General features: G+C 72.8%; 12 protein-coding genes and 1 pseudogene. 9 read left to right on the top strand and 4 right to left on the bottom strand.

Annotated features, from left to right (window positions below; translation table 11 throughout):
- Positions 1-525 precede the first annotated feature (525 nt).
- Both ACFYW9_RS40905 and ACFYW9_RS40900 read left to right on the top strand, forming a co-directional pair.
- The gene (locus ACFYW9_RS40905) at positions 526-1,515 is read left to right on the top strand and encodes a malate dehydrogenase (protein ID WP_326785946.1); all 990 of its coding nucleotides are present in this window, start codon (positions 526-528) and stop codon (positions 1,513-1,515) included.
- A 398-nt stretch (positions 1,516-1,913) separates the two neighbouring features.
- Positions 1,914-2,924 carry a hypothetical protein gene (locus tag ACFYW9_RS40900; RefSeq protein WP_389160185.1) on the top strand — a complete coding sequence of 337 codons (1,011 nt, stop codon included), beginning with the start codon at positions 1,914-1,916 and terminating at the stop codon, positions 2,922-2,924.
- Positions 2,925-3,028: 104 nt separating this feature from the next.
- Here the strand turns inward: ACFYW9_RS40900 and ACFYW9_RS40895 are convergent.
- Positions 3,029-3,229: pseudogene (locus tag ACFYW9_RS40895) on the bottom strand (GNAT family N-acetyltransferase); the annotation flags it as partial.
- A 162-nt stretch (positions 3,230-3,391) separates the two neighbouring features.
- Between ACFYW9_RS40895 and ACFYW9_RS40890 the strand changes: the two are divergent.
- From ACFYW9_RS40890 to ACFYW9_RS40870, 5 genes are read left to right on the top strand one after another with little or no spacing between them, the layout of a single operon-like run.
- Complete coding sequence (locus tag ACFYW9_RS40890; protein ID WP_389160183.1) at positions 3,392-4,903, top strand: aldehyde dehydrogenase family protein; 1,512 nt, start codon at positions 3,392-3,394, stop codon at positions 4,901-4,903.
- Between the two features lie 54 nt (positions 4,904-4,957).
- On the top strand, positions 4,958-6,490 hold the full coding sequence (locus ACFYW9_RS40885) for a GMC family oxidoreductase (RefSeq protein WP_389160181.1): 1,533 nt from the start codon (positions 4,958-4,960) through the stop codon (positions 6,488-6,490).
- Complete coding sequence (locus ACFYW9_RS40880) at positions 6,487-7,668, top strand: glycine betaine/L-proline ABC transporter ATP-binding protein (RefSeq protein WP_389160179.1); 1,182 nt, start codon at positions 6,487-6,489, stop codon at positions 7,666-7,668. The genes ACFYW9_RS40885 and ACFYW9_RS40880 overlap by 4 nt, the downstream gene beginning before the upstream one ends.
- Entirely contained in the window at positions 7,668-9,617 is a 1,950-nt protein-coding gene (locus tag ACFYW9_RS40875) for an ABC transporter permease subunit (protein WP_389160177.1), read from the top strand. The genes ACFYW9_RS40880 and ACFYW9_RS40875 overlap by 1 nt, the downstream gene beginning before the upstream one ends.
- A gap of 1 nt (position 9,618) precedes the next feature.
- Entirely contained in the window at positions 9,619-10,578 is a 960-nt protein-coding gene (locus ACFYW9_RS40870; RefSeq protein WP_389160176.1) for an ABC transporter substrate-binding protein, read from the top strand.
- A 74-nt stretch (positions 10,579-10,652) separates the two neighbouring features.
- Here the strand turns inward: ACFYW9_RS40870 and ACFYW9_RS40865 are convergent, their stop codons facing one another.
- Together ACFYW9_RS40865 and ACFYW9_RS40860 are read right to left on the bottom strand one after the other, a co-directional pair.
- Entirely contained in the window at positions 10,653-11,369 is a 717-nt protein-coding gene (locus tag ACFYW9_RS40865; RefSeq protein ID WP_389160174.1) for an isocitrate lyase/phosphoenolpyruvate mutase family protein, read from the bottom strand.
- A gap of 32 nt (positions 11,370-11,401) precedes the next feature.
- A complete protein-coding gene (locus tag ACFYW9_RS40860) occupies positions 11,402-11,965 on the bottom strand; it encodes a carboxymuconolactone decarboxylase family protein (RefSeq protein ID WP_389160189.1) in 564 nt (187 codons plus the stop codon).
- 62 nt (positions 11,966-12,027) lie between these two features.
- On the opposite strand from ACFYW9_RS40860, the gene ACFYW9_RS40855 reads away from it, so the two are divergent.
- On the top strand, positions 12,028-13,419 hold the full coding sequence (locus ACFYW9_RS40855) for a PLP-dependent aminotransferase family protein (RefSeq protein WP_389160173.1): 1,392 nt from the start codon (positions 12,028-12,030) through the stop codon (positions 13,417-13,419).
- A gap of 19 nt (positions 13,420-13,438) precedes the next feature.
- Here the strand turns inward: ACFYW9_RS40855 and ACFYW9_RS40850 are convergent, their stop codons facing one another.
- Positions 13,439-14,290 carry a hypothetical protein gene (locus tag ACFYW9_RS40850; RefSeq protein ID WP_389160187.1) on the bottom strand — a complete coding sequence of 284 codons (852 nt, stop codon included), beginning with the start codon at positions 14,288-14,290 and terminating at the stop codon, positions 13,439-13,441.
- Positions 14,291-14,425: 135 nt separating this feature from the next.
- Between ACFYW9_RS40850 and ACFYW9_RS40845 the strand changes: the two genes are divergently transcribed.
- On the top strand, positions 14,426-14,758 hold the full coding sequence (locus tag ACFYW9_RS40845) for a hypothetical protein (protein ID WP_389160171.1): 333 nt from the start codon (positions 14,426-14,428) through the stop codon (positions 14,756-14,758).
- Positions 14,759-14,875 lie beyond the last annotated feature (117 nt).

Raw genomic sequence — 14,875 nt, 5'->3', positions numbered from 1 at the left:
CGGCTGCGGGTGTGCGGTGGCTTGGGTGCCGTCCCTCACGGGCGTGATTTTCAGCCCCTCCGGCGTTTGAGGAGCGGGGTCCGGGGCGGAGCCCCGGGGTGGGTCGGGTAGGGGCGGAGGGGGCGAAAGAACGTCTGTGGGCAGGGGGCGGAGGAAACTTCGGGTTTGGGGGATTGAGTTGGTTCTGCGGGGGCAGGCGGACCGTACCCCCACGGGATCCGGTGTTGCCGGGAAGGGGGGAGATCCCTTCCCGGAGTGTTTGGTAACCCCTTTGGCGGTCGCCGAGTTCACCCTCTCCCGAGCCCGGCGACCGCCTGCCCGGGGGATCCGCGGGCCATCTGTGGGGTGGGCCACACGGACCCTGACGTCCGGCGTCCCGGATGCGCGATAGCCTGGCGGCGGATCTCTCTTGACGCCGAGAGATCGATCATCGGGACCTTTGATCGATCATTGCGGCGGTTGCAGGGGACGATCCTGCACCCGGGGCAGGGACGCCCCACCGCCAGCTGTCATACGGAGAACGCCATGACTCGCACTCCCGTGAACGTCACCGTCACCGGCGCGGCCGGCCAGATCGGTTACGCCCTGCTCTTCCGCATCGCCTCCGGCCAGTTGCTCGGCGCGGACGTGCCGGTCAAGCTGCGCCTCCTGGAGATCACGCCCGCCCTGAAGGCCGCCGAGGGCACCGCGATGGAGCTCGACGACTGCGCCTTCCCGCTGCTTCAGGGCATCGACATCACGGACGACCCGAACGTCGCCTTCGACGGCACCAACGTCGGTCTGCTCGTCGGCGCCCGCCCCCGTACCAAGGGCATGGAGCGCGGTGACCTGCTCTCCGCCAACGGTGGCATCTTCAAGCCGCAGGGCAAGGCCATCAACGACAACGCCGCGGACGACGTCAAGATCCTGGTCGTCGGCAACCCGGCGAACACCAACGCGCTGATCGCCCAGGCCGCCGCTCCGGACGTACCCGCCGAGCGCTTCACCGCCATGACCCGTCTGGACCACAACCGCGCGCTGACCCAGCTCGCGAAGAAGACGGGCACCACGGTCGCCGACATCAAGCGTCTGACCATCTGGGGCAACCACTCCGCCACGCAGTACCCCGACATCTTCCACGCCTCGGTCGACGGCAAGAACGCCGCCGAGGTCGTCAACGACGAGAAGTGGCTCGCGGAGGAGTTCATCCCGACCGTCGCCAAGCGCGGTGCGGCGATCATCGAGGCCCGTGGCGCGTCCTCGGCCGCCTCGGCCGCCAACGCCGCCATCGACCACGTCTACACCTGGGTCAACGGCACCGCCGAGGGCGACTGGACCTCCATGGGTATCCCGTCGGACGGTTCGTACGGCGTGCCGGAGGGTCTCATCTCCTCCTTCCCCGTCACCACGAAGGACGGCCGGTACGAGATCGTCCAGGGCCTGGACATCAACGAGTTCTCCCGCACCCGCATCGACGCCTCCGTCAAGGAGCTCGAGGAGGAGCGCGAGGCGGTCCGTTCCCTCGGCCTGATCTGATCCGACGCCAACCGGGCTGAACCGTGACGGCATTCGTCCGGACCGGCCCGGCGGCGTTCGTTCCGCCGCAGTACACGCGATGCCCGGGTGGTGCTCACCATCCGGGCATCGGTGTGTCCGGAGCCGGCGGTTCCCGCGTCTCCGCCCGCCGAAGCCCGCCTCGGCGGGCTTTCTGCCGTCAGGGGCCTCCGGGTCGTCGCGGGGTGGCGTCCGGGCGTACGGAAAGTACGTATCGAACGTATGTGCTTTGTCCCCATAAAAAGGGGTGCTGATGGCGGAAACCTCACTATCGTCGTTACGTACGGTCCGCCGGGGGGCATGGGCGCGGCAGGGGTTCGGCGGGAAGCGCGCCGAGATCGGGCCGTCGGGTGGGGCCGACGGGGAGCGGGGGTGACGGGATGGCGCAGCGATGGGACGCGGACCGTCGGCAGTGGGTCGACGACGGTTCGGGCCGGACCGACGGGGTCCAGGACGGTGTGGACGCCGGTGGAGCGCCGCCGGCCGGGGACCAGTGGTGGGCGGCGGCCACGCAGGCGGGTCCGCTGCGGCCCGAGGCCTATCCGCCCGCGGGCTCCGCGCCGCCACAGCCGCCGCAGCCGCCGCACGGGCAACAGCAGCAATGGGCCCAGTCCCAGCAGCAGGCCCAGGCCGCCTGGTCGCACCAGCAGTCCCAGCCGCAGACATGGCCCGGTGGCGTCGTACCGCCCGGTGGCCGGCCGCCGGGGTCCGGTGACTCGCGGCGGCTGCTCCTGGTGATCGTGACCGTGGCCGTGCTGGCGGGCGGTGTGGGCGGCGGACTGTGGGCGTTGACCCGGGGCGACTCGGCGAGGCATCCGGGCGCGCAGCCTTCCACCCCCTCGGTCACCGTCACGGAGTCGCGGTCCGGCTCGGTCCCGGAGACCTCGAACGGTTCCGGCGGCGAGGGCGTGTACACCGCCCCGGCCGTGACCACCGCCCCGGCACCGGCTCCCGGGTACAGCCGCTCGGTCGATCCGGTCGGCTACACCGTGGACGTGCCGGACGGCTGGGCGCGCGAGGAGAAGCAGGGAAAGCTGGCGCCCGTCGTCACCTACACGGCGCCCGACGGGAACCGCAGGCTCCTGGTGTTCGAGATCATGGAACCCTCGGCGGCGGAATCCTCGGCGCAGGCCGAGAGCATCGCGCGGGGGGCCAAGGACTACCAGTACCTGGACCGGCGGACCGGCACCGGCTGGACGGAGTTCAGCTACAGCTACTACGACAAGCGGTACGGGGCCACCCAGACCGTCGACCACCGTTTCCAGGCCGCCGACGGCACTCCGTACGCCATCGTCGCGAGCGGTCCGCCGGGCACGGACATGTCCGGGCAGCTCGCGACGGCCGTGAACTCCTTCTGCCCGACCGGGGCCGCCTGCGCGAACGCCGCCTGACGCCGATAGCGCGAGGGGTCCCGGCCGGCTGAGGGCAGCCGCTTCTCGAACCAGTGCGCCGCGTAGACGTTGTCGTCGTAGCGCGGGACCTTCGTGTATCCGCACGCCCGGTACATCTCCCGGGCCTCGGTGAGCGTGGTGTGCGTGTCGAGTCGTACGACGGTGAACCCGCGCTCCACGGCCCGCTGTTCGAGGCCGTCGAGGATGCGGCGCCCGGGGCCCGGCCGACGGGCCCCGGGGTCCACCCGCACATGGCGGATCTCGCCCGCCCCGGGGCCGAGACGCCGCAGTGCGCCGCAGCCCACGGGGAACCTTGTCGCTTTTCGGGGGATTTTTCAGTGACCCGGCGCACTTCGGGGGGTGGATCGCGCATGCGGTTGGGGCCGAGGGGCAGGTGCTCACAGCTCACGGGGGCGAAACCCGCGTGACGCAGGGGGATCGAACGGGAACGGAAGGCAACACCGACCATGGCCGGACAGCAGGCAGAACAGACCATCCACGTGGGCGGCGAGTGGCGCGCGGCGCTCTCCGGCGCGACGCGCGAGATCCTCGACCCCGCCGATGCCGAGCCGTTCGCCGTGGTCGCGGAAGGGGACGAGAAGGACGCGGACCTCGCGGTCGCCGCCGCGCGCAGCGCCTTCGACGAGGGGCCCTGGCCGCACACCCCCGTCACCGAGCGCGCGGCCCTGCTGCGCCGCGTGGCCGGCCTCCTCGTCCGCGACCGCGAGGAACTCGGCCTGCTCGAAAGCCGGGACGCGGGCAAGACGGTGGAGGAAGGGCGCATCGACATCGACTGTGTCGCCGACGCCTTCCGCTACTTCGCCGACCTCGTGGTGGGGGAGGGTGGCGGGCGCGTGGTGGACGCCGGGTCGGCCGACATCCACAGTGTCGTCGTGCACGAGCCCGTGGGCGTGTGCGCGCTGATCACCCCCTGGAACTATCCGCTGCTGCAGGCCAGTTGGAAGATCGCTCCGGCCCTCGCCGCCGGCAACACCTTCGTGGTCAAGCCGAGCGAGATCACTCCGCTGACGACCGTCGCCCTGCTCCGGCTGCTGGCCGAGGCCGGCCTCCCCGACGGTGTCGCGGGACTCGTCACCGGCCCCGGGCACACCGTCGGCGCCCGCCTCGCCGAGCACCCCGACGTCGACCTCGTCTCCTTCACCGGCGGTCTGGCCAGCGGTACGAAGGTGGCGCGCGCCGCCGCCGACACGGTCAAGAAGGTCGCGCTCGAACTCGGCGGCAAGAACCCCAACATCGTCTTCGCCGACGCCTGTGCCACCGAGGAGGGCTTCGACACCGCTGTCGACCAGGCCCTCAACGCCGCCTTCATCCACAGCGGTCAGGTGTGCTCGGCCGGTTCGCGGCTCATCGTCGAGGAGACGGTGCGCGAGCGCTTCGTCGCCGAACTCGCCCGCAGGGCCGGTGCGATCCGGCTCGGGCGGGGCACCGAGGACGGTGTCGAGTGCGGCCCGCTGGTCTCCGCGCAGCAGCGCGAGAAGACCGAGGCGTACGTCGCCTCCGCGCTGGCCGAGGGCGCGGTCCTGCGGGCCGGCGGCAAGCGGCCCGAGCCGTCCGAAGTCCGGCCCGCCGGCGGCTTCTTCTACGAGCCGACCGTGCTCGACCAGTGCCACCGCGGGATGCGGGTCGTCCGCGAGGAGGTCTTCGGGCCCGTTCTGACCGTGGAGACGTTCGCCACCGAGAGCGAGGCCGTCGCGCTCGCCAACGACACCGAGTACGGCCTCGCGGGCGCCGTCTGGACCGCCGACGCCGGCCGCGCCCGCCGTGTCGCGGGGCGGCTGCGTCACGGCACCGTCTGGATCAACGACTTCCACCCCTACCTCCCGCAGGCGGAGTGGGGCGGCTTCGGCAGGAGCGGCGTCGGGCGTGAACTCGGCCCCGCCGGACTCGCCGAGTACCGCGAGACCAAGCACGTCTACCAGAACCTCGCGCCCGCGCCCGTCCGCTGGTTCGCCGGCTGACCCCGGCACCCGGCGAGAACCCCCTTTTCACGGCCTTTTTTGGAGCACCCCTTCATGTCCCAGCACGAGAACACGTACGACTACGTCGTCATCGGCGGCGGTACGGCGGGCTCCGTGATCGCGTCCCGCCTCACCGAGAACCCGGATGTCAGCGTCGCCGTCATCGAGGGCGGCCCCAGCGACGTGGGACGTGAGGACGTCCTCACCCTGCGCCGCTGGATGGGCCTGCTCGGCGGGGAGCTCGACTACGACTACCCGACCACCGAACAGCCGCGCGGCAACTCGCACATCCGGCACAGCCGGGCCCGGGTGCTCGGCGGCTGCTCGTCGCACAACACGCTGATCGCGTTCAAGCCGCTGCCGTCCGACTGGGACGAGTGGGAGGCGGCCGGCGCCAAGGGCTGGGGCGCGGTGCCGATGGAGACGTACTGGACGCGGCTCCTGAACAACATCGTCCCGGTCGACGCGAAGGACCGGAACGCCATCGCGCGGGACTTCGTGGACGCCGCGCGGTCCGCTCTCGGCGTGCCGCTGGTCGAGGGCTTCAACCGGCAGCCGTTCACCGAGGGCGTCGGCTTCTTCGACCTCGCGTACCACCCGGAGGACAACAAGAGGTCGAGCGCCTCGGTGGCCTACCTGCACCCCGTGATGGACGAGCGGCCCAACCTGACGCTCCTGCTGGAGACTTGGGCTTACAAGCTGGAGCTGGAGGAGAAGCGCGTCACGGGCGTGCACGTCCGGACCAAGGACGACGAGGAGGTCCTCGTCCGCGCGCGCCACGAGGTCCTGCTCTGCGCGGGCGCCGTCGACTCGCCGCGGCTGCTGCTGCACTCCGGCATCGGGCCCGCCGGTGACCTGGAGGAGCTGGACATCCCCGTCGTCCACGATCTGCCGGGCGTCGGCGAGAACCTGCTCGACCACCCCGAGTCGGTGATCGTCTGGGAGACGAACGGGCCGATCCCGGAGAACTCCGCGATGGACTCCGACGCGGGCCTGTTCGTGCGCCGCGACCCCGAACAGCCGGGCCCCGACCTGATGTTCCACTTCTACCAGATCCCCTTCACGGACAACCCGGAGCGCATCGGCTACGAACGTCCCGCGCACGGCGTCTCGATGACCCCCAACATCCCCAAGCCGCGCAGCCGCGGCCGCCTCTACCTCACCAGCGCCGACCCGACCGTCAAACCCGCCCTGGACTTCCGGTACTTCACGGACGAGGACGACCACGACGGCCGCACCCTCGTCGACGGCATCAGGATCGCCCGTGAGATCGCCGCGGCCGAACCGCTCGCCGGCTGGCTCAAGCGCGAGGTGTGCCCCGGACCCGACGTCACCGGAGACGAGGAACTGAGCGCGTACGCACGCCAGGTCGCGCACACCGTGTACCACCCGGCGGGCACCTGCCGGATGGGCGAGCTCTCGGACGAACTCGCGGTGGTGGACCCCGAACTGCGGGTCCGCGGCCTCGACGGCATCCGGATCGCCGATGCCTCGGTGTTCCCGGCCATGCCCGCCGTGAACCCCATGGTCGGGGTGCTCATGGTCGGCGAGAAGGCCGCCGACCTCATCGGGGGTGACGCGCGATGAACACGTCCACGAGCACTCCGAGCGCGACGAACGCGCCTGCCGGCGCCCCGGGCGCGGCCGACACGGCCGGCCCCGTCTTCTCCGTACGCGGTCTGTGGAAGGTGTTCGGCCCGAAGGCCGACCGCGTTCCCGGCGACCCCGGACTCGCCTCCCTCGACGCCGCCGCCCTGCGGGCCGCCACCGGCTGCACCGCCGCCGTCCGTGACGTCGGCTTCGACGTGCGCAAGGGCGAGGTCTTCGTCGTCATGGGCCTGTCCGGTTCGGGCAAGTCCACCCTGGTGCGCTGTCTCACCCGGCTGATCGAACCCACTTCGGGCAGCCTTGCGATGGATGGCGAGGACGTCCTCGCCATGGACAAGGGACGGCTGCGCGAACTGCGCCGCCACCGTGCCGCCATGGTCTTCCAGCACTTCGGCCTGCTGCCCCACCGGACGGTCCTCGACAACGTCGCCTACGGCCTGGAGATCCAGGGCGTTTCGCGCGAGGAACGCCGGGCGAGGGCCGCCGAGGTCGTCGCCAAGGTCGGCCTGGAGGGCCTGGAGCAGCGCAGACCGGGCGAGCTGTCCGGCGGTCAGCAGCAGCGCGTCGGGCTGGCCCGCGCGCTCGCCGTGGACCCCGAGGTCCTGCTGTTCGACGAGCCGTTCAGCGCGCTCGACCCGATGATCCGGCGTGACATGCAGGAGGAGGTCGTCCGGCTGCACCGCGAGGAGGGCCGCACGATGGTCTTCATCACCCACGACCTGACCGAGGCCCTGCGCCTCGGCGACCGCATCGCCCTGATGCGCGACGGGCGGATCGTCCAGCTCGGCACCCCCGAGGAGATCGTCGGCTCACCGGCCGACGCCTACGTCCGCGAGTTCGTCCGGGACGTGCCCCGCGAGCAGGTCATGACGGTCCGCACGGCCATGCGGGCCGGCGACTGCGGCGGACCGGACCACCCCGGCGCGCTCAGCCCCGACACCGTGGTCGCCGACGCCATCAGGACCGTGTCCGGCAGCGGGCGCGCCGCCTGCGTGGTCCAGGACGGCCGCTGCCTCGGCGTCGTCGACCACGAGCGGCTGCTCGCCGTCGTCGCCGGAGCGGACCTGCGCGCCGACGCGGACCCGCGTGCCGGAACGGACCCGCGTGCGGAAGCGGACCCACGTGCCGGGGCGGGCCCGCGGAAGGAGGCGGTGTGATGGCCGCAGTCACCGCGTCCGCTCCCCGTACCGTCCTGCCCGCCCGTCTGCGGCACCCCGCCGTCGGCAAGCTCGTGCTGCTCGCCGTCCTCGCGGCGGTGCTCGTGCCCCTCGCCGACGCCCGCTGGTCCAGCGGAAGCTGGCCGCACGCCCTGACCGTCGACCTGACCGGACCGCTCGGCAGGGCCGGCGACTGGATCATCGACAACCGCGACAGCCACCCGCTGTTCCTGTACTTCTTCGGCTACGTCAGCAACGCCGTCGTCCTCTCCGTACGCGCCGTCTATCTGCTGCTCCTCGCGTGCGGCTGGGCCGGAGTGACCGCCCTGGCCGCCCTCGTGGCCTGGCGGGCCGCCGGAGTGCGGCAGGCCCTCGGCACCGGCGCCGCGTTCCTCGTCTGCGGACTGCTCGGCATGTGGGTGCCGACCCTGCAGACGCTGGCGGTCATGGTCGTCGCCGTGCTCGCCTCCGTCGCGCTGGGCGTGCTGCTCGGCCTCGCCGCCGGGCTGTCCGACCGCACCCACCGCGCGCTGCGCCCCGTCCTGGACACCATGCAGGTGCTTCCGGCGTTCGCGTATCTGCTGCCCGTCGTGCTGGTCTTCGGCATCGGCGTTCCCGCGGCCGTGCTCGCCACCGTCGTCTACGCCGCCCCGCCCATGGCCCGCCTCACCGCGCTCGGCCTGCGCGACGCGGACGAGGGCGTGATGGAGGCCGTCGCCTCGCTCGGCGCCACGGCCCGCCAGCGCCTGTTCACCGCCCGCCTTCCGCTGGCCCGCAGGGAACTCCTCCTCGGCCTCAACCAGACGATCATGATGGCGCTGTCCATGGCCGTCATCGCCTCCGTGATCGGTGCCGGTGGTCTCGGCGACCGCGTCTACCAGGCCCTCGCCTCCGTGGACGTGGGCGCCGCACTCGCCGCCGGCATCCCGATCGTGCTCCTCGCGGTCGTCCTCGACCGGGTCACGGCCGCTGCGGGTGAGCGGCTCGGGGCGGCGCGCGAGAACACCTCCCGGCTGTACGGGGCGCTCGCGGCCCTGGCCGTCCTCGCCGTCGTGCTCACCGGCCGCCTCGCGGGCCGGACGGAATGGCCCGACGCGTGGGCGGTGAACATCGCCGAGCCGGTGAACAGCGCCGTCGACTGGATGACCGGCCACCTGTACTCGGGCGTCCCGTACGTCGGCGGCACCGCCGACTGGGCGGGCCGCTTCACCACCTGGGTCCTCGATCCGCTCCGGGACGGACTCCAGGGGCTGCCGTGGTGGGCCGTGCTGCTGGCCGTCGCCGCCCTGGCCTGGCTGATCGGCACCTGGCGCACCGCCCTGACCGCCGTCCTCGCGATGGCCGCGATCGGTGTGCTCGGCGTGTGGAAGCCGTCCCTCGACACGCTGTCGCAGGTCCTCGCGGCCGTCGCCGTGACCCTCGTGACCGGCTTCGCCGTCGGCATCGCGGCAGCCCGCAGCGAACGCTTCGAGCGCCTGCTCCGGCCCGTCCTCGACGTCTGCCAGACCATGCCGCAGTTCGTCTACCTCATCCCCGTGGTCGCGCTGTTCGGCGTCGGCCGCGCCCCCGCCGTCGCCGCCGCGGTCGTCTACGCGCTGCCCGCCGTGGTCCGCATCACCACCCAGGGGCTCCGCGCCGTCGACCCGGCCGCACTGGAGGCCGCCCGCTCCCTCGGCGCGACCCCGGGGCAGCAACTGCGCCAGGTCCAGCTTCCGCTGGCGCGGCCCGCGCTGCTGCTGGCCGTCAACCAGGGCGTCGTCCTGGTCCTCGCCGTCGTCATCATCGGCGGCCTGGTCGGCGGTGGCGCCCTCGGCTACGACGTCGTGTTCGGCCTCGCCCAGGGCGATCTGGCCACCGGTCTGGTCGCGGGCGCCGCGATCGTCTGCCTCGGCCTGATGCTCGACCGGGTGACCCAGCCGACCGGACGCCGCGTGAAGAAAGGAGCGTGACATGCGAGTTCGTACGACATCCGCGGTGGCCGGCGCCTCGGCCCTGCTGCTGCTCACCGGCTGTGGCGCCGCCGACATGACCAGGCAGGCCTCGCCCTTCGCGAACGCCCGGGGTGCGAGGACGGTGACCCTGTCCGTGCAGTCCTGGGTCGGCGCCCAGGCCAATGTGGCCGTGGCGCGGTACCTGCTCGAACACGAGCTGGGCTACCGCGTCGACACCGTGCAGGTCGACGAGGTGCCCGCCTGGGACGCGCTCAGCCAGGGCCGCGTCGACGCGATCCTGGAGGACTGGGGCCACCCCGACCAGGAGAAGCGCTACGTCCAGGACAAGAGGACGATCGCGCCCGGCGGCGACCTGGGCGTGACGGGGCACATCGGCTGGTACGTCCCGACGTACTTCGCGAAGCGGCACCCCGACGTGACCGACTGGAAGAACCTCGACAAGTACGCCGACCGGATGCGTACGCCCGAGAGCGGCGGCAAGGGACAACTCCTCGACGGCTCCCCGTCGTACGTCACCAACGACAAGGCGCTGGTGACCAACCTGAAGCTGGACTACCAGGTGGTGTTCGCCGGTTCGGAGGCCGCGCAGATCACGCAGATGAAGCAGTTCGCGAAGGAGCGGAGGCCCTTCCTCACGTACTGGTACTCCCCGCAGTGGCTCTTCGAGAAGATCCCCATGACCGAGGTGAAACTGCCCGCCTACGAGGAGGGCTGCGACGCCGACGCGGCGAAGGTCGCCTGCGCCTACCCGCACACCCCGCTGAAGAAGTACCTGAACGCCGAGTTCGCGAAGACCGGTGGGAAGGCCGCCGCCTTCCTGAAGAGCTTCAAGTGGACCACCGAGGACCAGAACGAGGTCTCCCTGATGATCGCGAACGACAAGCTGACGCCTCAGGAGGCGGCGAGGAAATGGGCGGACCGCCACCGGTCGACCTGGCGGTCGTGGCTGCCCTCGTGACGGTCGCCGTGACCTGCGACGGGCCACCGTGCGGCCGGCGCGACTTCGCCGCACCGTGACGGGCCACCGTGCGGCTAGCGCAGCTTCGCCGCCAGGTCCCCCAGTGTCTCGGCCGCCCGGCGTTGCAGCCCGGGACCGAACGTGACCCGTGTGGCGCCCAGTTCACCCAGTTCGGCGGGGGACGTCCCGTCGAGCCGGGCGAACGCGTTCAGGGGCCCCTGGACACCGGACCGCAGCAGCGGGAGCACCTCCGTCGGGGCCCCGATCGGATACACGCAGTCCGCACCCGCCGCGACGTACAGCGCGGCCCGCCCGACGGCCTGCCCGGGATCACCGTCGCCGTACGCGAAGACGTCGACACGGGCGTTCACGAACAGCAGGTCCGCCGCCGCGCTCCGCACCTCGGCCAGCCAGTCGGCGTGCCGGGCCGCGTCCTTGAGGACCCCGCCCTCGGAGTCCTCGAGGTTGCAGCCCACGGCCCCCGCCTCCAGCAGCCGTTCCACCAGTTCCCGGGGCGCCAGCCCGTAGCCGCCCTCGACGTCCGCCGACACCGGCACGTCGACCGCACGGGCGATCCGCGCGACGGCGGCGAACATCTCGGCGGCGGGCGTCTCCCCGTCGGCGTACCCCAGCGACGCGGCCACCCCGGCGCTGGGCGTGGCGAGCGCGGGGAACCCCGCGTCCGCGAACACCCGGGCGCTCGCCGCGTCCCAGGGCCCGGGCAGCACCAGCGGATCGCCCGGCATCCGCCCGTGGTGCAGCGCCCGGAACCGCTCGGCCCCGCCCGCCACCGGGTGCTCCCCGCCCCCGGCCGGCCGAGCCGTCACTTGTGCCCGCCCGGCCGGTAGTGGCCGGGCACCATGCGGCAGGTCACGGCGAACCGGTTCCAGGCGTTGATCATGGTGATCGAGGCGATCAGCTGGACCAGGTCGGCCTCCTCGAAGTGCCGGGCCGCGCGCTCGTAGACCTCGTCCGGCACGAAGCCGTCCGTGATCACCGTGACGGCCTCGGTCAGCTCGATCGCCGCGATCTCCCTCTCCGTGTAGAAGTGCCGCGACTCCTCCCACGCGCTGAGCTGCACGATCCGCTCCACGCTCTCGCCCGCCGCGAGCGCGTCCTTGGTGTGCATGTCCAGGCAGAACGCGCAGTGGTTGAGCTGCGAGGCACGGATCTTCACCAGTTCGAGGAGGGTGGGGTCCACCCCGCGCCGGGCCGCCACGTCGAGCCTGACCATCGCCTTGTAGACATCGGGGGCGAGCTCGGCCCAGGCGAGGCGGGGCGAGTGCTCGGGCGCGTACGGCGCGGTTCCGGCGGCGGGCGCCGCGGGAGCCGGGGGAGTGGAGCCGGCGGGGGTCGCCGGGGCTGCCGGGGTGTGCTGGGTGGTCATGTCCTGCGTCGTCATGCCATCGACCCTACGAGGGGAGTAGCCCAGGGGTATGGTCCATTCCCATGGGGAAAACATGGGCCACTCTGGGTGTCGACCTCCATGTCGAACCGACCGGGTCCGGTATCCGCAAGGGGCTGACGGAGGCGCTGCGCGAGGCCGTCCGCAGCGGCCGGCTGGCCCCCGGGACCCGTCTCCCGTCCTCCCGCTCGCTCGCCGTCGACCTCGGCGTCGCCCGCAACACGGTCGCCGAGTCCTACGCCGACCTCGTCGCCGAGGGCTGGCTCACCGCACGCCAGGGCTCGGGCACCCGGGTCGCCGAGCGGAGCGTCGTACGACCGGCGCCTCAGGCCACGCCGCGCCGCCGCGAACAGGCCCGTCCCGCCTACGACCTCGTCCCCGGCCGCCCCGACCTCGCGTCCTTCCCGCGCGCCGCCTGGCTCAAGGCGGCCCGCCGCGCCCTGACCCTCGCCCCGCACGAGGCCCTCGGCTACGGCGATCCACGCGGCCGCCCCGAACTGCGCACCGCCCTCGCGGGCTACCTCTCCCGCGCCCGGGGCGTCCGCGCCGACCCGGAGCGCATCGTGGTCTGCTCCGGCTTCTCGGACGGCCTCACCCTGCTCGGCGCGGTCCTGCGCCGCCGGGGGCTGCGCTCGGTCGCCGTGGAGTCGTACGGGCTGGACGTGCACTGGACGCTCCTGCACCGGTCGGGCCTGCGCACGGTCCCCCTGCCGGTCGACGAACTCGGCACCGACACACGGGACATGACGGGCGTGCGGGCCGTACTCCTCACCCCCGCCCACCAGTTCCCGACGGGTGTGCCGCTGCACCCGGACCGCCGGGCCGCCGTCATCGCCTGGGCCCGCCGCACCGGCGGGCTCGTCCTGGACGACGACTACGACGGCGAGTTCCGCTACGACCGGCAGCCCGTCGGCGCGTTGCAGGGCCTCGACCCCGAGCACGTGGTCCATCTGGGCACCGCCAGCAAGTCCCTGGCCCCCGCGCTGCGCCTCGGCTGGCTCGTCCTGCCGCCCTCGCTCGTGGACGAGGTCGTCTCCCTGAAGGGGGAGGGCGGCTGGTCCACCGGGGCACTGGACCAGCTGACCCTGGCGGAGTTCATCACCTCCGGCGCCTACGACCGTCACGTGCGCGCCGCCCGCCTGCGCTACCGGCGCCGCCGGGACGCTCTCGTCGCGGCCCTCGCCGCCCACGCCCCGGACGTGCGCGCCACCGGCATCGCCGCCGGACTGCACGCCGTGCTCCGCCTCCCGCCCGGCACCGAGCGGTCGGTCGTCCAGGCCGCCGCCTTTCAGGGGCTGGCCGTCCACGGACTCTCCCACCACCGCCATCCGGAAGCGGTCGGCCCGCACCAGGACGCCCTGGTCGTCGGCTACGGCACCCCGCCGGATCACGCCTGGTCGGGCGCCCTGGACGCCCTGTGCCGGGCACTTCCCTGAAGACTCACTCCCTGAAGACTCACGACGCCGGCACGGACGTCTTCGTGGCCGGCGCCTCGCCGAACCGCGCGAGCGCCAGGGCCCCCGCCACCGCCACCGCGAAACCGAGGACCGCCAGCCAGGTCAGCCCCTCGCGGGTGCGGTCGCCCAGCCACACCACGCCCACCAGCGCGGGTCCGATGGTCTCCCCGATGACCAGTCCGGCGGTGGCCGTCGTGACCGAACCCCGTTCCAGGGCCGTGGTGAGCAGCAGGAACGCCGCACCGCCACCGATCAGCAGCGCGTACGTCGCCGGATTGGCCAGCAGCGTCCCCGGATCGAGGTCGGCGATCAGCCGCACCGCCACCTCGACCACCCCGAACCCGAACCCCGAGCCGAGTCCCAGCGCGAGCGCCCGCCCCCGGTCGGGCAGCCGTCCGCCGACGAGGGCCAGCACCAGGACGGCCACGGACGTCCCCAGAGTCGCGTACTTGAGTGCCAGGGACCCCGTCCGGTCGCCCTCCGCGCCGGCCGCCAGCCCCAGCATCGCGAGACCGGCGCACACCACCGCCACCGCGCCCCACTCGACCCCGCTCAGCCGCACATGGAGCAGCCGCGAGGCGACCACCGCGGTGACGGCCAGGCTCGCCGCGAGGGCCGCGCCCACCGCGTAGATCGGAATCGACCGCAGCGCGACGATCTGGAGCAGGAACCCGACCCCGTCGAGGCCCAGCCCCGCCAGATAGCGCCACTGCCGCAGCGCCCGCAGCAGCAGGACCGCCGCGCCGCCGGCCCCGCCGCCCGTCCCGCCCTCACCCGCGGCCCGTGCGGCCATCGCCTGGAGAACCGTCGCCGTACCGAAACAGACCGAGGCACCAAGGGCGCACATCATTCCAAAGAGCACGAAGCGACTGTAGGGGACGGCGCATCGCCGGGGGCCGTCGTGGACGCACCGCGCGGGATCTCTAATCTGTCTGCTTCGATCAAAAATGATCGAAAGAAGCAGAGATCAAGCGGGGGAACGGACATGGCAGACGTACGGCGCCAACTGCGCTCGGGCACGGTCGTCCTCGGCGGCATGGGACTTCTCGCGGCGACGCTCACCGCCTGCTCCTCGGAGCCCGACAAGCGCTGCGTCGACCGCGACAGCTACAACCGCGGCAAGGGCTACGAGGTCGTCGCCGACAAGTACTGCAAGTCCTCCACGAGCACGCATCACGTCGGCTGGTACTACGGCGGCGACAAGAAGAGCAACCGGGTCGAGGGCGGTTCCTTCGTCAAGCCCGGCGGTTCCGGCGGTTCGGGCGGCGGCGTCCACCGCGGCGGCTTCGGCGGCGGCAAGGGCGGCTCCGGCGGCTGACCCGCGGTCCCGGGGGGCGGGGCCCCGGGGGCCGCCCCCCCGCCCCCCCCCCCGCCGGGGGCCCCCCCCCCCCCCCCCCCGCGCGCCCCCCCCCCCCGGGGCCCCCCCCCCGCCCCC

It is taken from the genome of Streptomyces sp. NPDC002698 (assembly GCF_042888945.1).
Taxonomy (GTDB): domain Bacteria; phylum Actinomycetota; class Actinomycetes; order Streptomycetales; family Streptomycetaceae; genus Streptomyces.
This window is presented reverse-complemented; position numbering and strand designations above follow the sequence as displayed.